Source organism: Shewanella sp. Isolate8 (assembly GCF_022398495.1).
Classification (GTDB): domain Bacteria; phylum Pseudomonadota; class Gammaproteobacteria; order Enterobacterales; family Shewanellaceae; genus Shewanella; species Shewanella aquimarina.
On record NZ_JAKEVI010000009.1, the window covers coordinates 1 to 21808 of the forward strand.

Genomic DNA, 21808 nt, shown 5'->3' on the forward strand with positions numbered 1-21808 from the left:
CGATTTCTACGATTTCTACTTCGTCACCAACTTTGATGATACCGCGCTCAACACGACCTGTTACTACAGTACCACGGCCTGAGATTGAGAATACGTCTTCGATTGGCAGAATGAATGCACCGTCGATTGCACGCTCTGGCTCTGGGATGTAAGTGTCTAGTGCTTCAGCTAGTTCGATGATCTTAGCTTCCCACTCTGGCTCGCCTTCTAGGGCTTTCAGAGCAGAACCCTGGATAACTGGTAGGTCATCACCTGGGAAGTCGTACTCAGATAGTAGTTCACGAACTTCCATCTCTACTAGTTCTAGCAGCTCTTCATCGTCAACCATGTCACACTTGTTCATGAATACGATGATGAAAGGTACACCTACCTGACGAGAAAGCAGGATGTGCTCACGAGTCTGTGGCATTGGACCGTCAGTAGAAGCTACTACTAGGATAGCGCCGTCCATCTGTGCAGCACCAGTGATCATGTTTTTAACATAGTCAGCGTGGCCTGGGCAGTCTACGTGTGCGTAGTGACGAGTTGGAGTATCGTACTCGATGTGAGAGGTATTGATGGTAATACCGCGCTCACGCTCTTCTGGAGCGTTATCGATCTGTGCGAAATCTTTAGCTTCACCACCGTACGTCTTAGTCAGTACGTGAGAGATAGCAGCAGTTAGAGTTGTTTTACCATGGTCAACGTGACCGATGGTACCAACGTTAACATGGGGTTTACTACGTTCAAATTTTTCTTTAGCCACGATATATTCCTTTCTTTTCAGAAATACTCAGCCTTGCTGAGCAATAGCATTCAATTATGAGTTATAGACTAGTTTGCGATTATCCGCGCGCTTCTATAACTGATTTTGCAACATTCTGCGGCGCATCCGAGTACTTCAGGAACTCCATAGAGTATGAGGCACGTCCTTGGGTAGCGCTACGCAAGTCAGTTGCGTAACCAAACATTTCAGATAGAGGTACTACAGCTCGAACGATTTTGACGCCGCCAATGCCGTCGTCCATACCTTCGATCATGCCGCGACGTCGGTTCAAGTCGCCTACAACATCCCCCATGTAATCTTCAGGAGTGGTTACTTCAACCTTCATACAAGGTTCGAGTAACACAGGGTCTGCTTCGAGAGCACCCTTCTTGAAGCCCATGGAGCCGGCTACTTTAAACGCCATCTCGTTCGAGTCGACATCATGGTATGAGCCGTCGAACAGCGTTACTTTAACGTCCAGAACAGGGAAACCGGCGAGTACGCCATTCTTCATCTGTTCCTGGATACCTTTATCTACTGCAGGGATGTATTCTCTTGGAACAACACCACCAACAATCTCGTTGACAAATTCATAGCCGAAACCTTCTTCTTGAGGTTCAAGCTTCAACCAAACGTGACCAAATTGACCTCGGCCACCCGATTGACGAACGAACTTGCCTTCAACTTCTACACTCGAGCGAATAGTCTCACGATACGCTACTTGTGGTTTACCAACGTTACACTCGACACTAAATTCGCGACGCATACGGTCGACGATGATGTCTAGGTGCAACTCACCCATGCCAGAGATCAGGGTTTGACCCGATTCTTCGTTGGTTTCAACGCGGAAAGAGGGATCTTCTGCAGCAAGTTTTTGCAGAGCAATACCCATCTTCTCTTGGTCGGCTTGAGATCTTGGCTCCACAGCGATCGTGATTACGGGCTCAGGGAACTCCATACGTTCGAGAATAACTTTATGGTCAGCATCGCATAGGGTGTCACCTGTAGTAACATCCTTCAGACCAATAGCCGCCGCGATGTCACCAGCACGGACTTCTTTGATCTCTTTACGGTCGTTTGCATGCATCTGCACCATACGACCAATACGCTCACGCTTTTGTTTGACCGAGTTATATACGCCAGAACCCGTTTCCAATACGCCTGAATAAACACGCACAAAGGTCAGTGTTCCTACGAATGGGTCTGTCGCGATCTTAAATGCCAACGCAGAGAACGGCGCATTATCGTCCGCCGGACGCTCTACTTCATTCTCCTGCTCGTCAATACCCTTAATGGCGGGTACTTCGACTGGCGATGGCAGATAATCGATAACAGCATCGAGTACCGCCTGCACACCCTTGTTCTTAAATGCAGAACCACAGGTGGCCAGTACGATCTCGTTAGCCAGAGTTCGCTGACGTAATGCTGCCTTGATCTCTTCTTCTGATAGCTCACCTTCTTCAAGGTACTTGTCCATCAGCTCTTCAGAGGCTTCGGCTGCACTCTCAACTAGGTATTCACGCATCTCATTGGCCTTATCGGCCAACTCCGCGGGAATTTCTTCATAAGTGAAGGTCATACCTTGATCTGATTCGTTCCAGTTAATGGCCTTCATCTTGATCAGGTCAATGACACCCTTAAACTCTTCTTCTGCACCTATGTTTAATTGAATAGGTACACAGGTCGCTCCCAGACGGTTACGTATCTGTCCAACGACGCGTTCAAAGTCAGCACCAGCGCGGTCCATCTTATTGACAAACACTAAGCGCGGGACGTGGTACTTGTCCGCTTGTCGCCATACAGTTTCGGACTGAGGTTCAACACCAGATGAACCACAGAACACAACTACTGCGCCATCGAGTACACGCAGCGAACGCTCAACTTCAATAGTGAAGTCAACGTGGCCAGGGGTGTCGATGATATTGATACGATGCTCGGTAAATTGAGCATCCATACCGCGCCAGAACGTGGTCGTTGCCGCAGAGGTGATAGTAATACCACGCTCCTGCTCCTGTTCCATCCAGTCCATGGTGGCTGCGCCATCATGCACCTCACCGATCTTGTGAGACATACCGGTATAGAAGAGAACACGTTCTGTAGTTGTGGTTTTTCCTGCGTCAACGTGAGCACAGATACCGATATTACGGTAGCGCTCAATTGGAGTTGTACGAGCCACGATTAAACCCTCTTTACTAAGGTAGGTACCTTAGTGATGTAAAACATGGTGCAGGCAAACGCCTGCACCAAAAGATTACCAGCGGTAATGAGCAAACGCTTTGTTTGCTTCTGCCATACGATGCACGTCTTCGCGCTTCTTAACAGCAGTGCCTTTGTTTTCGGCAGCATCTAGCATTTCACCTGCTAGACGTAGAGCCATAGATTTTTCACCACGCTTACGTGCAGCTTCAACTAACCAGCGCATCGCTAGTGCGTTACGACGCACTGGACGAACTTCACATGGTACCTGGTAAGTAGAACCACCAACACGACGAGACTTAACCTCGACTGATGGGCGTACGTTATCCAGGGCTGCTTCAAGGATCACTAGGTGCTCTTCGCCTTTCTTCTCAGCGACAACGTCTAGTGCCTTGTAAATGATTTTTTCAGCAGTCGACTTTTTGCCGTCCTGCATAATGACGTTGATGAACTTAGCCAGCAACTCACTATTAAATTTTGGATCTGGTAGGATTTTACGTTGTCCTACAACGCGACGTCTTGGCATAACAATTTCTCCGTATGCTTCAGGGACCCCAAAACTGGAATCTCAATTATCTCTAGCTTGGCCTTACTTAACGGAAAACGTTAAGACTTAGGACGCTTAGCTCCGTACTTAGAACGTCCTTGACGACGCTCACTAACACCAGCACAGTCTAATGCGCCACGAACAGTGTGATAACGAACACCTGGTAAGTCTTTAACACGACCACCACGGATTAGAATCACGCTGTGTTCCTGCAGGTTGTGGCCTTCACCGCCGATGTACGAAGTTACTTCGAAACCGTTAGTTAGACGCACACGAGCTACTTTACGTAGTGCAGAGTTAGGTTTTTTAGGTGTGGTTGTGTACACGCGAGTACAAACACCACGCTTTTGTGGACACGCATTCAACGCTGGCACGTTAGTCTTGATGACTTTTGGCGAGCGAGGCTTACGTACCAACTGGTTTACAGTTGCCATGTATAGCTCCGAATCAGTTGATAAACTCAACAGTAAGGTGTGAAAAATCTATATCCCACAGGTGTGGGACGCGAAATTTTAGAAAGGTAAGGGGTCGCTGTCAAGAAATAGCCAACTTTTTACCCAATTTAAGTAAAAAAAGGCACCCGAGGTGCCTTTTTTACAATCTATTTACCGACTAGCACTGATTATTCAGGGCTGCCAGCCAGGTTCAATAGATCGGCAAGGTTCTGCTCTGCTTCACTGGCACTGATTGCCGGCACTTCTTCTGCCTGGCCACCCTGTGCAGCCTGGTTACGGCTGTTGTGATACGCATAACCGGTACCGGCCGGGATCAGACGACCCACGATAACGTTCTCTTTCAGGCCACGTAGCTTATCGCTCTTACCGCCTACGGCAGCTTCGGTCAATACGCGTGTGGTTTCCTGGAACGATGCCGCCGAGATGAATGACTCGGTCGCCAACGATGCCTTGGTGATACCCAGCAGTTCACGCTCGAACTTAGCAGGTGCTTTACCTTGCGCTTCCAGTTCGCGGTTAGCGATCTTGACGCGAGACACTTCAACCTGTTCGCCCGGTAGGAACTCACTGTCACCAGCTTCGGTGATCTCACACTTACGCAGCATCTGACGGATGATCACTTCGATGTGCTTATCGTTAATCTTCACGCCCTGCAGACGGTAAACGTCTTGCACTTCGTTAACGATATAGTTAGCTACCTTGTGAATACCGCGTAGACGCAGGATGTCGTGAGCTGCTTCTGGACCGTCGGCAATAACTTCACCGCGCTCAACCTTTTCACCTTCGAACACGTTCAGGTTACGCCACTTAGGAATCATCTCCTCGTATGGCTTACCACCATCGGCAGGAGTGATCACCAGACGACGCTTACCTTTGGTCTCTTTACCGAACGAGATAGTACCTGAGTACTCAGCCAAGATGGCAGGCTCTTTCGGCTTACGCGCTTCGAACAAGTCAGCAACGCGTGGCAGACCACCGGTAATATCGCGAGTCTTAGACGATTCTTGCGGAATACGTGCAAGCGCGTCACCAACGGCGATTTGTGCGTTATCGTCTTGGTTAACGATCGCCTTACCTGGCAAGAAGTATTGCGCTGGTACTTCAGTACCTGGAATCATCAGGTCGTTGCCATCGGCACCAACCAGACGGATCGCTGGACGCATCTCTTTACCAGCCGTAGGACGTTGACCAACATCCATCACAACGATAGAAGATAGACCCGTTAGCTCATCGGTCTGACGTGTCATGGTGACACCTTCGATCATGTCGACGAACTTGATGCTACCCGCTACTTCAGAAACGATTGGGTGAGTGTGCGGATCCCAGTTAGCGATGACTTCACCGGCGTTAACCGCTGCATCTTCTAGCTTCTCTAGGATAGTACCGTAAGGCACCTTGTAACGCTCTTTCTCACGACCCAGCTCATCGATAATCGCGATTTCAGATGAACGCGAAACGATAACCAGCTTGCCTTCTGTGTTAACAACGTGCTTAGCGTTGTGCAGCTTAACGGTACCGGCGTTCTTCACCTGTACGTTGTTTTCTGCAGACGCTCTCGATGCCGCACCACCGATGTGGAAGGTACGCATCGTTAGCTGTGTTCCTGGCTCACCGATTGACTGAGCAGCAACAACACCAATCGCTTCACCTTGGTTGATCAGGTGACCACGTGCAAGGTCACGGCCGTAACATGCCGCACACACACCGAAGTCTGTGTCACAGCTGATGACAGAACGAACCTTCACTTCATCGACACTGTGCTTCTCAAGCTTGTCACACCATGCTTCATCAAGCAGAGTGTTGCGAGGCGCAAGAACATCTTCGGTACCTGGGTAGTAAACGTCTTCTGCAACCACACGGCCCAGTACACGCTCACGTAGCGGCTCAACAACATCACCACCTTCGATCAGCGGCTTCATTGTCAGACCTTCGTGTGTACCACAATCGTCTTCGATAACCACTAAGTCTTGTGCAACGTCAACCAGACGACGAGTCAGGTAACCCGAGTTCGCTGTCTTAAGTGCGGTATCCGCTAGACCCTTACGCGCACCGTGAGTAGAGATAAAGTACTGGAGTACGTTTAGACCTTCACGGAAGTTCGCCGTAATTGGGGTTTCGATGATCGAGCCATCTGGCTTCGCCATCAGACCACGCATACCAGCTAGCTGACGAATCTGTGCAGCACTACCACGAGCGCCTGAGTCGGCCATCATGTAGATGCTGTTGAACGAAGCTTGGGTTTCTTCTTCGCCATCACGGTTAATCACTGTCTCGGTAGACAGGTTATCCATCATCGCCTTAGAAACTTTTTCGTTCGCACTTGCCCAGATATCGATAACCTTGTTGTAACGCTCACCGGCGGTAACAAGACCCGACTGGAACTGCTCTTGAATCTCAAGTACTTCAGCTTCGGCATCGGCAACCAGAGAGTATTTCTCATCTGGAATCACCATGTCGTTGATACCCACAGACGCACCAGAAACGGTCGCGAAGTGGAAACCGGTATACATCAGTTGGTCAGCAAAGATAACAGTATCTTTCAGACCTAGCTGACGGTAACAGGTGTTCAATAGCTTAGAGATCTGCTTCTTACCCATGTTCTGGTTAACCAGATCATAAGAAAGGCCTTTTGGCAGAACCTGAGACAACAGGGCACGGCCCACAGTAGTATCTACGATACGACGTGACTCGGTGCGCTCGCCGTCTTCAGCGATAGTCGTCTCGGTAATACGTACCTTAACGCGAGCATGCAGCTCGGCAACGCCAGTACGGTATGCCTTTTCTACTTCGGCAACAGATTCGAATGCCATGCCTTCACCGCGGCCGTTGATACGCTCACGGCTGGTGTAGTACAGACCCAATACAACGTCCTGTGACGGTGTGATCACCGGCTCACCGTTCGCAGGTGACAGGATGTTGTTGGTAGACATCATGAGTGAACGTGCTTCCAACTGAGCTTCTAGCGTCAGTGGCACGTGAACCGCCATCTGGTCACCGTCGAAGTCAGCGTTGTATGCCGCACACACCAATGGGTGCAGTTGGATCGCTTTACCTTCAATCAGTACCGGCTCAAACGCCTGGATACCAAGACGGTGAAGTGTTGGTGCACGGTTAAGCATCACAGGATGCTCACGGATCACGTCATCGAGAACGTCCCAAACCTCTGGTACTTCGCGCTCAACCATCTTCTTAGCAGCTTTGATGGTAGTAGCCAGGCCACGACCTTCTAGCTTGCCGTAGATGAATGGCTTGAACAGCTCGAGTGCCATCTTCTTAGGCAGACCACACTGATGCAGACGCAGAGTAGGACCTACGGTAATAACCGAACGGCCTGAGTAGTCAACACGCTTACCCAGTAGGTTCTGACGGAAACGACCCTGCTTACCCTTGATCATGTCGGCCAAAGACTTCAGAGGACGCTTGTTAGAACCCGTGATCGCACGACCGCGACGACCGTTATCCAATAGCGCATCCACAGACTCTTGCAGCATACGCTTTTCGTTGCGTACGATGATGTCCGGTGCAGCCAGGTCTAACAGACGCTTCAGACGGTTGTTACGGTTGATCACGCGGCGATACAGATCGTTCAGATCTGAAGTCGCGAAACGACCGCCATCCAGTGGAACCAATGGACGCAGATCAGGTGGCAGAACCGGTAGCACCTTGAGGATCATCCACTCTGGCTTGTTGCCAGACTGGTAGAAGGCCTCAATCAGCTTCAGACGCTTAGTGATCTTCTTACGACGAGTCTCAGAGTTGATCGATGGCAGCTCTTCGCGCATCTCTTCAATCTCTTTCTCAAGATCGATAGCGCGCAGCAGCTCAAGTACTGCCTCGGCACCCATCTTGGCTTCGAACTCGTCACCGTACTCTTCGAGTGCGTCGAGGTAGTTTTCCTCGGTCAGCATCTGACCGCGCTCGAGGCTGGTCATGCCAGGCTCGATCACCACGAAAGATTCGAAGTAAAGCACACGTTCGATGTCACGCAGAGTCATATCCAGCATCAAACCGATACGAGACGGCAGAGACTTCAAGAACCAAATGTGTGCTACTGGACTTGCAAGATCGATGTGACCCATACGCTCACGACGTACTTTAGTCTGGGTAACTTCAACGCCACACTTCTCACAAATCACACCACGGTGCTTAAGACGCTTATACTTACCGCATAAACACTCGTAGTCTTTAACTGGACCAAAAATACGCGCACAGAACAAACCTTCACGCTCAGGCTTGAAAGTACGGTAGTTGATGGTTTCTGGCTTCTTAACTTCACCAAATGACCAAGAGCGGATCAGATCAGGCGACGCTAGGCCGATCTTGATACCTTCAAATTCTTCAGTCTTGCTTTGCTGTTTCAGAAACTTTAATAAGTCTTTCACGTTTCTCTCCTGAAGGAGTTAAACCAGGTGCCCTGCTCTCGCAGAGCACCGTTTATTGCCAAACTTCGGCGATGGCCAAGTCTTACTCTTGATCCAACTCGATGTTAATACCGAGCGAACGGATCTCCTTCAGCAATACGTTGAAGGACTCAGGCATACCTGGTTGCATCTGATGGTTACCGTCGACGATGTTCTTATACATCTGAGTACGACCGTTAACGTCATCAGACTTAACAGTAAGCATTTCTTGTAGCGTGTAAGCGGCACCGTATGCTTCAAGTGCCCATACTTCCATCTCACCGAAACGCTGACCACCAAACTGAGCTTTACCGCCCAGTGGCTGCTGAGTAACAAGACTGTAAGAACCTGTTGAACGCGCGTGCATCTTATCGTCAACCAAGTGGTTAAGCTTAAGCATGTACATGTAACCTACGGTTACTGGACGTTCAAACTCGTTACCGGTACGACCATCAAACAACTTCAGCTGTCCAGAGGTTGGCAGACCTGCTAGTTCAAGCATGTCCTTAATCTCTTTCTCTTTCGCGCCGTCGAATGCTGGGGTCGCAGTCGGAATACCGCCTTTGAGGTTCTTAGCAAGACGTAGAACTTCTTCATCGGTGAACGAATCGATATCGACCTGCTGCTGCACGCCTTCACCGAGTTCGTATACCTTCTTGATGTAGCCACGAAGCTCTGCAAGTTCACGCTGCTCTTCGAGCATAGCGGTGATGCGATCACCAATGCCCTTGGCCGCAGCACCTAAGTGCACTTCGAGAACCTGACCTATGTTCATACGTGATGGTACACCGAGTGGGTTCAATACGATGTCCACTGGGTTACCCTTTTCGTCGTACGGCATATCTTCGATTGGGTTGATCTTAGAGATCACACCCTTGTTACCGTGACGACCCGCCATTTTGTCACCAGGCTGGATAGTACGTTTAACCGCTAGGTAAACCTTAACGATCTTCAGTACGCCAGGTGCCAAGTCATCACCCTGGGTGATCTTGCGGCGTTTGATTTCAAATTTCTTATCGAAATCGGCTTTCAGCTCTTCATGCTGCTCGGCAAGTTGCTCAAGTTCAGTCTGCTTCGCTTCGTCTTCAATGGTTTGAACCAATAGCTGAGGACGTGGCAGAGCATCAAGCTCAGCCTCGGCAAAACCTGCTCCCAGGAGCAGGTTACGCGCACGGCCAAAGACACCTTCTTCAAGGATCTTGAACTCTTCGGTCAGGTCTTTCTTAGCCTGAGCGATATGCATCTCTTCGATCTCTACAGCACGCTTGTCTTTCTCAACGCCGTCACGGGTAAATACCTGAACGTCGATGATGGTACCCTTAACAGAGTTAGGGACACGCAGTGAGCTGTCTTTAACGTCAGAAGCTTTTTCACCGAAGATAGCGCGTAGTAGCTTCTCTTCTGGGGTCAGCTGAGTCTCACCCTTAGGCGTAACCTTACCAACCAGGATATCGCCACCCTTCACTTCTGCACCGATGTAAACGATACCTGATTCGTCCAGCTTAGACAGCGCAGACTCACCTACGTTTGGAATATCGGCGGTGATCTCTTCGCTACCCAGCTTAGTATCACGAGCAATACAAGAAAGCTCTTGAATATGGATAGTGGTGAAACGATCCTCTTGCGCAACGCGCTCAGAGATTAAGATCGAATCCTCGAAGTTGTAACCATTCCAAGGCATGAACGCGATACGCATGTTCTGACCAAGTGCCAGATCACCCAGGTCGGTAGACGGACCGTCGGCCAGTACGTCACCACGAACCACAGGATCGCCAACGCTACAACATGGACGCTGGTTGATACAGGTGTTCTGGTTAGAACGCGTGTACTTGGTCAGGTTGTAGATGTCGATACCGGCTTCGCCAGGTGTCAGCTCATCTTCGTTAACCTTAACCACGATGCGGCTTGCATCGACATAGTCGACGTAACCACCACGCTTAGCGGCTACAACTACTCCTGAGTCGACAGCAAGTGTACGCTCAATACCAGTACCTACTAGAGGCTTGTCGGCCTTAAGTGTTGGTACTGCCTGACGTTGCATGTTCGCACCCATCAATGCACGGTTCGCATCATCGTGTTCTAGGAACGGAATCAGCGAGGCAGCCACAGAGATGATCTGCTGTGGAGATACGTCCATATACTGAACGTCTGCAGCGCGCATAAAGGTAGATTCACCCTTATGACGACATGCGATCTGCTCTTCAACCATACGGCCATCGGCATCGACTTCGATGTTGGCCTGTGCGATCACGTAGCGACCCTCTTCGATAGCAGACAGGTAATCCACCTGGTCTGTGATCACACCGTCAACCACTTTGCGGTATGGTGTTTCGAGGAAGCCGTAAGAGTTGGTACGCGCGAAGCTTGCCAACGAGTTAATCAGACCAATGTTTGGACCTTCAGGGGTCTCAATTGGACATAGACGACCATAGTGAGTTGGGTGAACGTCTCGAACCTCGAAACCTGCACGCTCACGGGTCAGACCGCCTGGGCCAAGCGCAGAGATACGACGCTTGTGTGTCACTTCTGACAGCGGGTTGTTCTGGTCCATGAATTGAGACAGCTGAGAAGAACCGAAGAACTCTTTCACTGCCGCAGAAATTGGCTTAGCGTTGATCAGATCTTGTGGCATCAGCTCGTTAAGATCGCCCAGAGACAGACGCTCACGTACGGCACGTTCTACACGAACAAGACCGACGCGGAACTGGTTCTCAGCCATTTCACCAACACTACGGATACGACGGTTACCCAGGTGGTCAATATCGTCGACTTCATCGTTACCGTTACGGATTTCGATGATCTTCTGCATTACTGCAACGATATCTTCCTTGGTCAGGATACCTGTACCCTCGTCGTCATCGATACTGAGACGACGGTTGAACTTCATACGACCCACTTTAGACAGGTCGTAACGCTCTTCGCTAAAGAAGAGATTTTGGAATAGCGCTTCGGCAGCATCCTTGGTTGGCGGCTCGCCAGGACGCATCATACGATAGATCTCAACCAACGCCTCTAGACGGTTAGTGGTTGAATCGATACGTAGGGTGTCAGAGATATAGGCACCGTGATCAAGCTCGTTGATGTATAGGGTGTCAATCTCTTTGATGCCGGCCATAGACAGCTTAGCAAGATCTTCCAGGCTGATTTCAGCGTTAGCAGAAACCAGTACTTCGCCCGTATCGGGGTCGATGTAGTCTTGTGCAGCAATCTTGCCTGAGATGTACTCAACAGGTACTTCAAGCTCGGTGGTGTTTGTCTTTTCAAGTTGACGAATATGGCGCGCAGTAATACGACGGCCCTTCTCAACTAGGATGTTACCTTCAGCATCTTTGATGTCGTAGCTGGCTGTCTCACCACGCAGGCGATCGGCAACCAATGCCATGACTAGGCTATCTTTCTTGATCTTGTACTGAACACGTTCGAAGAACAGATCGAGAATATCTTGAGTCGAGTAGTCAAGTGCACGCAGTATGATAGACGCCGCAAGCTTACGACGACGGTCGATACGGACAAACAGTGCATCTTTAGGATCGAACTCGAAGTCCAACCATGAGCCACGGTAAGGAATAATACGTGCGTTATAAAGCACCTTACCTGAAGAGTGGGTCTTACCACGGTCGTGATCGAAGAATACACCTGGAGAACGGTGTAGCTGAGAAACGATAACACGTTCAGTACCATTGATAACAAAGGTACCATTTTCAGTCATCAGAGGGATATCCCCCATGTAGACTTCTTGTTCTTTAATGTCTTTAACTGTGCCAGGCGCAGCTTCACGATCATACAACACCATACGCAGTTTAACGCGTAGTGGAGCAGAGTATGTAACACCGCGAATTTGACACTCTTTCACATCAAAAACTGGCTCACCTAGCTTATAGCTGACATATTGCAGCTCTGAGTTACCAGAAAAGCTCTTGATGGGAAAAACGCTACGGAAAGCGGCTTCTAAACCACGCTCACCTGTAGGATCTTGATCGGTGAACTTCTTAAACGAGTCCAACTGGATTGACAGCAGGTAAGGGATATCCAACACTTGTGGACGCTTACCAAAGTCTTTGCGAATACGCTTCTTTTCAGAATAGGAGTAAACCATGGGTTTCCTCTGATTGCGAGATGTGACCAAGACTGAAACAACACTAAGTTGCAACAGCACGTTTGCCCATCACCGTTGAAAGCAAGAACCTAACCAATAATCTCTGCTAGGGACTGCGAAATCTGGCGACAAACGGTGAATAAAAAATCGCCTACGCTTACAGCGCAAAAAAGGCCGACGGTTAAAAAACCGTCAGCCTCCGCCCGATCACTCGGGAGGTTGTAAGTTAGAGTATAACTTACTTGATCTCTACTTGAGCACCAGCTTCTTCAAGATCTTTCTTCAGAGCTTCAGCTTCTTCTTTAGAGATGCCTTCTTTAACAGCTACTGGAGCTGATTCAGCCATACCCTTGGCTTCTTTCAGGCCTAGACCTGTAGCGCCACGAAGAGCTTTAATTACTGCAACTTTGTTGTCGCCGTGTGAAGCAAGAATTACGTCGAATTCTGTCTTCTCTTCAGCAGCAGCGCCTGCATCAGCACCACCAGAAACAACAGCAGCAGCGGCAGAAACGCCGAACTTCTCTTCCATTGCTTCGATTAGTTCAACAACTTCCATTACAGACATAGCTGCAAGGGCTTCTAAGATTTGGTCTTTAGTGATAGACATAACAAAAAATTCCTAATTGTACTGAATTCAATTTATTTAAGCGGCTTGTAAAATTAAGCAGCTTCTTTCTGATCGCGTAGAGCGGCCAATGTACGAACGAACTTGCCAGCAGATGCTTCTTTCAGAGTCATCATGAACTGTGCTAGTGCCTCTTCGTATGTTGGTAGTTTTGCTAAACGATCAATGTCGCTTGCAGGGATTAATTCCCCTTCAAAGGCTGCTGCTTTGATTTCAAAGTTCTCTTGCGCTTTAGCGAAATCTTTAAGAAGACGCGCAGCTGCACCTGGGTGCTCGTTAGAGAATGCAATCAAAGTAGGACCAGTAAACGTTTCGCCTAGGCACTCAAAATCAGTACCTTCAACAGCGCGCTTAACTAGTGTGTTACGTACAACTTTTACGTAAACACCAGCTTCACGAGCGGTTTTGCGAAGACCGGTCATATCACCTACAGTCACACCGCGAGAATCGGCAACAACTGCAGATAAAGCACCTTTGGCAGCTTCGTTGACTTCAGCAACAATCGCTTTTTTGTCTTCGAGTCTTAATGCCATTGGCTTTACTCCTGGATTCAATCTAGGGATTGTCCCTAGCAATTACCATACTAAGTATTAAATACTCAGTTACTTACGGCGCGAATATCCAGGCAGAATAAATCTATCTGGGGTCCGACACCGTCTACGTAGGAAATTAAGCTAACGCTTATGGTTAACACCTACGGTCTTGGACGTGAACCGTTTCCACGAGTGAAAACGGTCCTCAACCCACAAGGTGCGCGCATTATAGACTAATCCCCGCACCTTGTAAAACAAGCTAAGAAATTAAGCTGTTGGGTTCAGAGTGCTCTGATCAACCGCAACACCTGCACCCATAGTGGTAGAGATGCTTACTTTCTTAACGAAAACGCCTTTAGCTGCAGCAGGCTTAGCTTTGATAAGCGCGCCTAGCAGAGCGTCTAGGTTTTCTTTCAGTTGAACTGGTTCGAAGTCCACTTTACCGATGGTAGTGTGGATGATACCGTTCTTGTCGTTGCGGTAACGAACCTGACCAGCTTTAGCGTTCTTAACAGCTTCAGCAACGTTTGGCGTTACAGTGCCAGTCTTAGGGTTAGGCATCAGACCACGTGGGCCCAGGATTTGACCTAACTGACCAACAACGCGCATTGCATCTGGAGATGCGATAACAACGTCGAAGTTCATTTCACCAGCTTTAACTTGTGCAGCAAGCTCGTCCATACCAACTAGCTCAGCACCGGCTTCTTTAGCGGCGTCAGCGTTAGCACCTTGAGTAAACACAGCAACACGTACTTCACGACCAGTACCGTGTGGCAGAACAGTCGCGCCACGAACGTTTTGGTCTGATTTACGTGGGTCAACACCTAGGTTAACCGCAACGTCAACACTTTCAACGAACTTAGCAGTAGCAAGTTCTTTCAGTAGTGCAACAGCTTCGTTGATGTCGTAGCTCTTAGTCGCTTCTACTTTTTCGCGGATCAAACGCGCGCGTTTAGTTAGCTTTGCCATGATATTAATCCTCTACTACCAAACCCATTGAACGCGCAGTACCTTCGATTGAGCGAGTCATCGCTTCAATGTCAGCACCAGTCATATCAGCGGCTTTAGTCTCAGCGATTTCCTGGACAGCGCTACGCTTGATAGTTCCCACTTTTTCAGTGTTAGGACGGCCAGAACCAGACTTAAGACCAGCAGCTTTAAGCAGCAGGAATGAAGCAGGTGGAGTCTTAGTTTCAAAAGTGAAAGAGCGATCAGTGTAAACAGTGATCACAACAGGAATTGGCATACCTTTCTCGAACTTTTCAGTACGAGCGTTGAATGCTTTACAGAATTCCATGATGTTGACACCTTTTTGACCCAATGCAGGACCAACTGGTGGCGACGGGTTTGCAGCACCGGCTGCTACTTGTAGTTTGATGTAACCATCAACTTTCTTTGCCATGAGACATTTTCCTCAAGTTTGGGTACAAACGCTAACGACGACATGTCGATTAGCTCCCCGAAAATAATGGGTGCGGATTATACAAAAAATCCGCACCCATTTCCAATACGTTTTGTGCTTTATTTAATCAGCTTTTTTCGATCTGGCTGAAATCTAGCTCTACAGGTGTTGAACGACCGAAGATCATTACAGACACCTTAACGCGGTTCTTCTCGTAATCGACCTCTTCAACGGTACCGTTAAAGTCGGCAAATGGACCGTCGGTAACGCGAACCACTTCACCAGGCTCAAACATCACGCGATGAGTCGGAGACTCTGTCGTCTCTTGTAGACGCTGTAGAATCGCATCTGCTTCGCGATCAGAGATAGGCGCTGGACGATCAGAGGTGCCACCGATAAAGCCCATCACACGAGGGATGCTCTTTACCAAATGCCAGCTTTCATCGTTCATTTCCATCTGTACTAACACATAACCAGGGAAGAACTTACGCTCGCTCTTACGACGCTGGCCTGCACGCATCTCGACAACTTCTTCGGTCGGTACTAGTACCTCGCCAAAGTAGTGCTCCATGCCGTGCATTTTGATGTGTTCAAGCAATGATTTGCATACACGACCTTCATAACCCGAAAAGGCCTGAACCACATACCATCTTTTTTTAGCTTCAGTCATACGAAATGCCTATACGCCCGTAATAAAATTAACAATTCTCAGCAGTACCGCATCCATTCCCCACAGAACCAATGCCAGTACGCCTGTTGCCGCCAGTACGATAAATGTCGTGTTTAGGGCTTCTTGACGCGTCGGCCATACCACTTTACGCACTTCAATGTGAGACTCGCGAGCGAAAGTCAGCGCTTGTTTACCCTTCTCGGTTTGAAGCGCAATAAAACCTGCTATAGCAAATGCCACTACGACACCGATAGCACGAACTAATACACTAGCTTCGCTATACATCTGATTAGCAATAATGGCGGCCGCTAGTAGTACGACTACTATGCCCCATTTAACGATATCCAGAGAGTTTCCCTGGTTTTCAGTATTTGTTGTCATCGGTTAATTCCGTTACTCACTACGACCTGAGCTTAAGTATGGTCAGGCATTAAAGACTCGCAACCGCGGAGATTGCCCAGACCACACCACTAACATTCTCCGAACTTACTCCCAGAGCAAGCAGTAAGCCCAGAGGGTCAAAAATCGGCCATAGATTGTATTCTTATTCCGCGCAGTAAGCAAGGCTAAGCCGCACAAGGATAAGCACAATATCTGAGAGACCTAAAACAAAAAAGGCAGCCTAAGCTGCCTTTTTCAGTGTGTTTATAAAATCAAACGCGATTAGGCGATGATCTTAGCAACAACACCAGCACCAACTGTACGGCCACCTTCACGGATAGCGAAACGTAGACCTTCGTCCATCGCGATTGGGCAGATTAGGGTAACAACCATCTTGATGTTGTCACCAGGCATTACCATTTCAACGCCTTCTGGCAGCTCGATAGTACCGGTTACGTCAGTTGTACGGAAGTAGAACTGTGGACGGTAGCCCTTGAAGAATGGAGTGTGACGACCACCTTCTTCTTTTGACAGTACGTATACTTCTGATTCGAACTGAGTGTGTGGAGTGATTGAACCAGGTTGAGCCAGTACTTGACCACGCTCAACTTCATCACGCTTAGTACCACGTAGTAGTACACCACAGTTCTCACCTGCACGACCTTCGTCAAGCAGCTTACGGAACATTTCAACACCAGTACAAGTAGTCTTAGTAGTTTCTTTGATACCTACGATTTCTACTTCGTCACCAACTTTGATGATACCGCGCTCAACACGACCTGTTACTACAGTACCACGGCCTGAGATTGAGAATACGTCTTCGATTGGCAGACTGGACCGTCAGTAGAAGCTACTACTAGGATAGCGCCGTCCATCTGTGCAGCACCAGTGATCATGTTTTTAACATAGTCAGCGTGGCCTGGGCAGTCTACGTGTGCGTAGTGACGAGTTGGAGTATCGTACTCGATGTGAGAGGTATTGATGGTAATACCGCGCTCACGCTCTTCTGGAGCGTTATCGATCTGTGCGAAATCTTTAGCTTCACCACCGTACGTCTTAGTCAGTACGTGAGAGATAGCAGCTGTAAGAGTTGTTTTACCATGGTCAACGTGACCGATGGTGCCCACGTTTACGTGAGGTTTGCTACGTTCAAATTTTTCTTTAGCCATGGTATTGCCCCAATTAAGAGATACTTGGTGATGAAATCTACATACAACAAAAAATCCGATGCCTATAATGTCATCGAATCGATTTAATTAAGATAATTACGGAAGCTTAGTTGGGAAGGCTGAAGGCAGTTTATCGTGAACGGGACCCTGTTGGGCTGGCTCATAGATACGGGCACAATCAGCGAAAATTGGAGCGGATGGCGGGAATCGAACCCGCGTTATCAGCTTGGAAGGCTGGAGTAATACCATTATACGACATCCGCGCAACCTAACTAAGGTTACCTAACTACCTAGAAAAATGGTGGAGGGAGAAGGATTCGAACCTTCGAAGGCTGAGCCGTCAGATTTACAGTCTGATCCCTTTGGCCACTCGGGAACCCCTCCAGAGAAATGGTGCCGGCACCAAGAGTCGAACTCGGGACCTACTGATTACAAGTCAGTTGCTCTACCAACTGAGCTATGCCGGCGTGTCATTTCGGTAGCGGATATTAGGTAATCGTGAGCACAAGTGCAATACCTATTTTTAAAAATCTGCAAAAAAATCGCCTAAACGACGTTTTTTCCGCCACGCAAGCCTCAGAAAGTGCACTATTTACCCATAAACCTCGAACCGCTTAATCAGCCATTATGGAATCGTGTTTTTGATGTTGTTCCGCTTGAATCTATGGTGTACTGTGCTTTGCCTAAGGGGAGATTTCATTCATGCACGCCGACAACCAAATTCATAATGCACTCTATCTCGCATTTGCCCGCCAACAGTGGGCCGAGCTGCGAAAATCAGTGCCTTTAACACTCAGCGAATCCGATCTCGATGATCTACGCGGCATCAACGAATCTATCTCTCTCGATGAAGTGACCGACATCTACCTGCCCCTGAGCCGCCTGCTTAATCTGATCGTCGGCGCCAAGCAGCAGAGAGGGCTGGTATTGAATCAGTTTCTCGGTCGCGTACCGCCCAAGCGCCCTTACATTATTAGCATTGCCGGCAGTGTCGCCGTGGGTAAAAGCACGACGGCGCGTATCCTACAAGCCTTGTTGCGTCAGTGGCCCGAACACCCCAAGGTCGACCTGGTCACCACAGACGGTTTTCTCTATCCCCTATCTGAGCTGAAACGTCGTGGACTGCTACAACGTAAAGGCTTTCCAGAAAGCTATGATATGAAATTGCTGGTCGAGTTTATCTCTAAGATAAAGGCCGGTGAGAGTCTGGTGCATGCGCCTATCTATTCCCATATCAGTTACGACAGGGTGGCCGATACCCAACAGGCGATAGAACAGCCCGACATTTTGATCATTGAGGGGCTCAATGTGCTGCAGACCGGGCAAGACACCCATGTCGCCATACAGCAACCCTTCGTGTCCGACTTTGTCGACTTCTCCATCTATGTCGATGCCGAAGAGCCGCTGTTAAAAGAGTGGTATATCTCCCGCTTCCTCAAGTTCCGCACCGGCGCCTTCAGCGATCCTAACTCCTATTTCCATCACTACTCAGAGTTGAACGATGATGAGGCCACTAAGATAGCCGCGAATATCTGGGACAGCATCAACGGCCCTAACCTAAACCTGAATATTCTGCCCACCCGAGACAGGGCACATCTCATCTTGCGTAAGGGGACAGATCATATGATGCACCAGGTGCTAATGCGTAAGTAGCTAGCTACTTCATCGCTATAAAAACAAACGGCCATCAACTGATGGCCGTTTTGTTATGCTGGACGCATGGATATCTCGCCACCGACGAAGGCCTTAGTGCCCTCCTCCGTCTTGAGCAATATCGCTCCTTGCTCGTCGATACCGCAGCAGATCCCCTCGACGCTATTCTCGCCCATCAGCAACTTGATAGGCTCACCGTCGAACAGATCGGCCTCACGCCACCTTGTTTGGAACGCCCTAAGCCCCTCTCGCTGAAACAGTTCGAGATCGGTCACCAACTGGCGTTGCAGGGCGATCATCAACTCCGTCTTATCTGGCATCTGCGCCAGCTCAGACAGATCGCTCCAAGGCTGATCTATCTTATCCGCCTGCGCCGGCGACATAGAAAGGTTAATACCAATGCCAATGACTAGGTCACATACGCTGTCGGCCTGACCACTCATCTCGATCAGTATGCCCGCGAGCTTCTTATGATTGAGGTAGATGTCGTTGGGCCACTTAACACCAATGCCCTCTACGCCCAAAGAGCGAAGCACAGTCACTAATGAGCAGCCAACCACCAGGCTTAGGCCCATCGCCTGCGCCATGCCCTGAGAAAACTGCCAATAGAAGGAGGTATAGAGATGACAGCCATAGGGAGATACCCAATGACGTCCGCGGCGTCCTCGCCCGGCAGACTGATACTCGGCCACGCAGATATCGCCGCTGCTGAGGTCCTTCACATGTTCAAGCAGAAATCCGTTGGTGCTGTTTATCTCATTGAAGTAGAAACAACGGTTCTTTATCGAGGCCTTAAGGGCCGTCTCATCGATAAGCGAGATAGGCGTGGCTAACTTATAGCCCTTGCCTTTGACACTATAGATATCGACACCAAACTCCTCTAAGTTGGCCACCTGTTTGCTCACCGCCGCCCGAGATATACCGAGTTCACTGGCCAGCGCCTCGCCCGACACAAACTGCCCCTGGCTTAACAAGCGAATAATATCTCGGCGACGGGCCCACTGATCATGCATCTGCTAATTCCTTCTGTCCGGTTGCACCTATGATCCTAGGTTCGACCTCTAACCTTACGCCAAAATCATCGAATATCCTATCTATCACGAGCCTAGCCAGGTCACACACCTCCTGGCCGCTGCAGCCCCCCTTGTTGACGATAACCAACGCCTGTTTAAGGTGAATCGAGGCATTGCCGACAGACTCTCCCTTCAGCCCTGCTCTGTCAATCAACCAGCCAGCCGCCAACTTAACCTGTGAATCCGCGAGCACATAGCCGACTATGTCGGCATATTGCTGTTTAAGCGCGTCGAATGTTTGCTGACTAACCACAGGATTTTTGAAGAAGCTACCCACGTTACCTAATACGGTAGGATCGGGCAGTTTTGCCATACGTGTGTCACAGATACAGTCGAACACCTCTTTCGGTGTCACCCCTTGCTTGCGTTCACTCAATTCTTGCAGTGGCCCGTAACTCAGGTTGGGCTGCCACACCTTGGGCAACATGAAGCCCACCCTCAGAATCACGGCGCGACGCTTCAGGGTATTTTTGAAGATAGATTCTCGGTAAGCGAATTCGCAATCGCTGCCCTTAAGCCGCTTTATCTCACCGCTAGGCAAGTCTAAGTATTCGACCCAATCACAAAATTGCGCCAGCTCCGCACCATAGGCACCTATATTTTGAATGGGCGCAGCGCCTACAGAACCAGGAATAAGCGCGAGATTCTCGAGACCAGGCATATTCTGCTCGAGACAGAACTGGATGAGTTCATGCCACACCTCGCCAGCCTCAACCTTGAGGTAATAATGTTCGTCATCCTGGCTCACCTCTATCCCTTTGGTCTCCACTAAAACCGCTGTGCCCTGGAAGGTTTCGGTCAAGACAATGTTACTACCACCGCCAATGAGCAAAAGGGGCTCCTGCGCTTTGAATGTCTGCAAGCAAATGGCAATAAGCTCGGCCTCCTGCCTTGCTCTTACCAAACGAAAGCAATCAGCCTCGAGGCCAAGGGTATTAAATTGCGTTAAAGAATCTGTGATCTTAGAGTCCATAGAGGAAGCGTGTGTTTGCCAATCAGTCAAAAAAGCCATTGTAACGTATCTGGCTCCTCCGGCCTAAATCCCAACAAAGATTAATCTCACGGGATCGCAAGATTCTTATATGGATAGTTACAGCTTGCGGCCAGGGGAGTTCACAGAGTGCAAACTCTCACCTTGAACTGTGCTTGTGAGCTATAAGTCACTCTAGAAGATATGAGATAGAGTAAAGCTGAAAGGATTATCGAACAGCATTTTTCGGCTGACGTCGGGAGTAGGTATTCATGCCTACATAAGTGAATAAACCACCCGACTTTAATTAAGGCAGTTTTGAGAGAAAGCGTCGATGATTTCATAAAGCCTAAACGCAAAAAAGCCACCTTATTCAGGTGGCTTCTTCACTTAATAGGCGCCTGTCATGGCCAGCTACGCTAAAGCTTCGCGCTGACCTACATGGATGTAGGAAATGCTGAAAGTGTCGGGAATATCTTTTAGCCATATGCACATCGCTATCGCGATATTCGCCCTACTCTACATGGAAATGCACCTCACTGCGTTCGGGCCCTTTATATTCCCCATGTTCGAGTCGATATTTTAAAGGCTGTTAAACGAAAAAATCCCCAACACGGCGTGCTGGGGATTTATCGCTTCTCTTTCGAGAAATGTTAGGCGCCTGGAAATGACCTACTCTCACATGGGGAGACCCCACACTACCATCGGCGCGATTGCGTTTCACTTCTGAGTTCGGGATGGGATCAGGTGGGGCCACAATGCTATGGTTTCCAGACAAATTCTTACTGGTTAATTCTTCGTCTGACGGCATTGTTTCCTCGCTGCAGTGCTCATGTACTCTAGTACACTCCGCGCTTCGCTTCGTTACGGCTTTGTCAGCCAAACAATTACCT

15 protein-coding genes, 3 tRNA genes, 1 rRNA gene and 1 pseudogene are annotated in these 21808 nt (G+C 49.1%); 1 reads left to right on the top strand and 19 read right to left on the bottom strand.

Annotation, left to right across the window (positions count from 1 at the left end):
- The 16 genes and pseudogenes from L1D43_RS19645 to L1D43_RS19720 all read right to left on the bottom strand — a co-directional run.
- On the bottom strand, positions 1 to 745 hold a 745-nt coding region (locus L1D43_RS19645), incomplete at its 3' end, for an elongation factor Tu (RefSeq protein WP_239854155.1).
- 79 nt (positions 746 to 824) lie between these two features.
- Positions 825 to 2921: an elongation factor G gene (gene fusA / locus L1D43_RS19650; protein WP_041508315.1), complete on the bottom strand. Its 2097-nt coding sequence runs from the start codon at positions 2919 to 2921 to the stop codon at positions 825 to 827.
- Between the two features lie 75 nt (positions 2922 to 2996).
- The gene (rpsG, locus tag L1D43_RS19655; protein WP_041508314.1) at positions 2997 to 3467 is read right to left on the bottom strand and encodes a 30S ribosomal protein S7; all 471 of its coding nucleotides are present in this window, start codon (positions 3465 to 3467) and stop codon (positions 2997 to 2999) included.
- A gap of 80 nt (positions 3468 to 3547) precedes the next feature.
- Positions 3548 to 3922 (bottom strand): 30S ribosomal protein S12, encoded by a 375-nt coding sequence (rpsL, locus tag L1D43_RS19660; RefSeq protein ID WP_011863962.1) that lies wholly within the window; start codon positions 3920 to 3922, stop codon positions 3548 to 3550.
- 188 nt (positions 3923 to 4110) lie between these two features.
- Positions 4111 to 8325, bottom strand: coding sequence for a DNA-directed RNA polymerase subunit beta' (rpoC, locus tag L1D43_RS19665; protein ID WP_239854157.1), 4215 nt, complete (start codon positions 8323 to 8325; stop codon positions 4111 to 4113).
- Positions 8326 to 8407: 82 nt separating this feature from the next.
- Positions 8408 to 12439: a DNA-directed RNA polymerase subunit beta gene (rpoB, locus tag L1D43_RS19670; protein WP_041508312.1), complete on the bottom strand. Its 4032-nt coding sequence runs from the start codon at positions 12437 to 12439 to the stop codon at positions 8408 to 8410.
- 238 nt (positions 12440 to 12677) lie between these two features.
- On the bottom strand, positions 12678 to 13046 hold the full coding sequence (gene rplL / locus L1D43_RS19675; protein WP_041508311.1) for a 50S ribosomal protein L7/L12: 369 nt from the start codon (positions 13044 to 13046) through the stop codon (positions 12678 to 12680).
- 53 nt (positions 13047 to 13099) lie between these two features.
- Positions 13100 to 13597 carry a 50S ribosomal protein L10 gene (gene rplJ / locus L1D43_RS19680; protein ID WP_041508310.1) on the bottom strand — a complete coding sequence of 166 codons (498 nt, stop codon included), beginning with the start codon at positions 13595 to 13597 and terminating at the stop codon, positions 13100 to 13102.
- A 267-nt stretch (positions 13598 to 13864) separates the two neighbouring features.
- A complete protein-coding gene (gene rplA, locus L1D43_RS19685) occupies positions 13865 to 14566 on the bottom strand; it encodes a 50S ribosomal protein L1 (RefSeq protein ID WP_011863957.1) in 702 nt (233 codons plus the stop codon).
- Positions 14567 to 14570: 4 nt separating this feature from the next.
- Positions 14571 to 14999, bottom strand: a complete 429-nt coding sequence (gene rplK / locus L1D43_RS19690; protein ID WP_011863956.1) for a 50S ribosomal protein L11 — start codon at positions 14997 to 14999, stop codon at positions 14571 to 14573.
- A 127-nt stretch (positions 15000 to 15126) separates the two neighbouring features.
- On the bottom strand, positions 15127 to 15669 hold the full coding sequence (gene nusG, locus L1D43_RS19695) for a transcription termination/antitermination protein NusG (protein WP_011863955.1): 543 nt from the start codon (positions 15667 to 15669) through the stop codon (positions 15127 to 15129).
- A 9-nt stretch (positions 15670 to 15678) separates the two neighbouring features.
- Positions 15679 to 16050, bottom strand: coding sequence for a preprotein translocase subunit SecE (gene secE, locus L1D43_RS19700; protein WP_041508308.1), 372 nt, complete (start codon positions 16048 to 16050; stop codon positions 15679 to 15681).
- Positions 16051 to 16332: 282 nt separating this feature from the next.
- A pseudogene (locus tag L1D43_RS19705) lies at positions 16333 to 17219 on the bottom strand (GTP-binding protein).
- Positions 17220 to 17408: 189 nt separating this feature from the next.
- A tRNA-Gly gene (locus L1D43_RS19710) sits at positions 17409 to 17482 on the bottom strand.
- Positions 17483 to 17518: 36 nt separating this feature from the next.
- A tRNA-Tyr gene (locus L1D43_RS19715) sits at positions 17519 to 17603 on the bottom strand.
- Positions 17604 to 17610: 7 nt separating this feature from the next.
- Positions 17611 to 17686 (bottom strand) — tRNA-Thr (locus tag L1D43_RS19720).
- Positions 17687 to 17921: 235 nt separating this feature from the next.
- Between L1D43_RS19720 and coaA the strand changes: the two genes are divergently transcribed.
- Complete coding sequence (gene coaA, locus L1D43_RS19725) at positions 17922 to 18872, top strand: type I pantothenate kinase (RefSeq protein WP_239854159.1); 951 nt, start codon at positions 17922 to 17924, stop codon at positions 18870 to 18872.
- Between the two features lie 53 nt (positions 18873 to 18925).
- Here coaA and birA read toward each other — a convergent pair whose 3' ends face one another.
- The 3 genes from birA to rrf all read right to left on the bottom strand — a co-directional run bounded on the left by birA (position 18926) and on the right by rrf (position 21690).
- Entirely contained in the window at positions 18926 to 19885 is a 960-nt protein-coding gene (gene birA, locus L1D43_RS19730; RefSeq protein ID WP_239854161.1) for a bifunctional biotin--[acetyl-CoA-carboxylase] ligase/biotin operon repressor BirA, read from the bottom strand.
- Positions 19878 to 20918: a UDP-N-acetylmuramate dehydrogenase gene (gene murB, locus L1D43_RS19735; RefSeq protein WP_239854163.1), complete on the bottom strand. Its 1041-nt coding sequence runs from the start codon at positions 20916 to 20918 to the stop codon at positions 19878 to 19880. The genes birA and murB overlap by 8 nt, the downstream gene beginning before the upstream one ends.
- A 656-nt stretch (positions 20919 to 21574) precedes the next feature.
- Positions 21575 to 21690 (bottom strand): 5S ribosomal RNA (rrf, locus tag L1D43_RS19740).
- Between the last annotated feature and the right edge of the window lie 118 nt (positions 21691 to 21808).

Coding starts and splice junctions, on each gene's coding strand:
- rpsG (WP_041508314.1), bottom strand. CDS start 3,467: ATGCCAAGACGTCGCGTTGTAGGACAACGTAAAATCCTACCAGATCCA.
- rpsL (WP_011863962.1), bottom strand. CDS start 3,922: ATGGCAACTGTAAACCAGTTGGTACGTAAGCCTCGCTCGCCAAAAGTC.
- rpoB (WP_041508312.1), bottom strand. CDS start 12,439: ATGGTTTACTCCTATTCTGAAAAGAAGCGTATTCGCAAAGACTTTGGT.
- rplL (WP_041508311.1), bottom strand. CDS start 13,046: ATGTCTATCACTAAAGACCAAATCTTAGAAGCCCTTGCAGCTATGTCT.
- rplJ (WP_041508310.1), bottom strand. CDS start 13,597: ATGGCATTAAGACTCGAAGACAAAAAAGCGATTGTTGCTGAAGTCAAC.
- rplA (WP_011863957.1), bottom strand. CDS start 14,566: ATGGCAAAGCTAACTAAACGCGCGCGTTTGATCCGCGAAAAAGTAGAA.
- rplK (WP_011863956.1), bottom strand. CDS start 14,999: ATGGCAAAGAAAGTTGATGGTTACATCAAACTACAAGTAGCAGCCGGT.
- nusG (WP_011863955.1), bottom strand. CDS start 15,669: ATGACTGAAGCTAAAAAAAGATGGTATGTGGTTCAGGCCTTTTCGGGT.
- secE (WP_041508308.1), bottom strand. CDS start 16,050: ATGACAACAAATACTGAAAACCAGGGAAACTCTCTGGATATCGTTAAA.
- coaA (WP_239854159.1), top strand. CDS start 17,922: ATGCACGCCGACAACCAAATTCATAATGCACTCTATCTCGCATTTGCC.
- birA (WP_239854161.1), bottom strand. CDS start 19,885: ATGCATGATCAGTGGGCCCGTCGCCGAGATATTATTCGCTTGTTAAGC.
- murB (WP_239854163.1), bottom strand. CDS start 20,918: ATGGACTCTAAGATCACAGATTCTTTAACGCAATTTAATACCCTTGGC.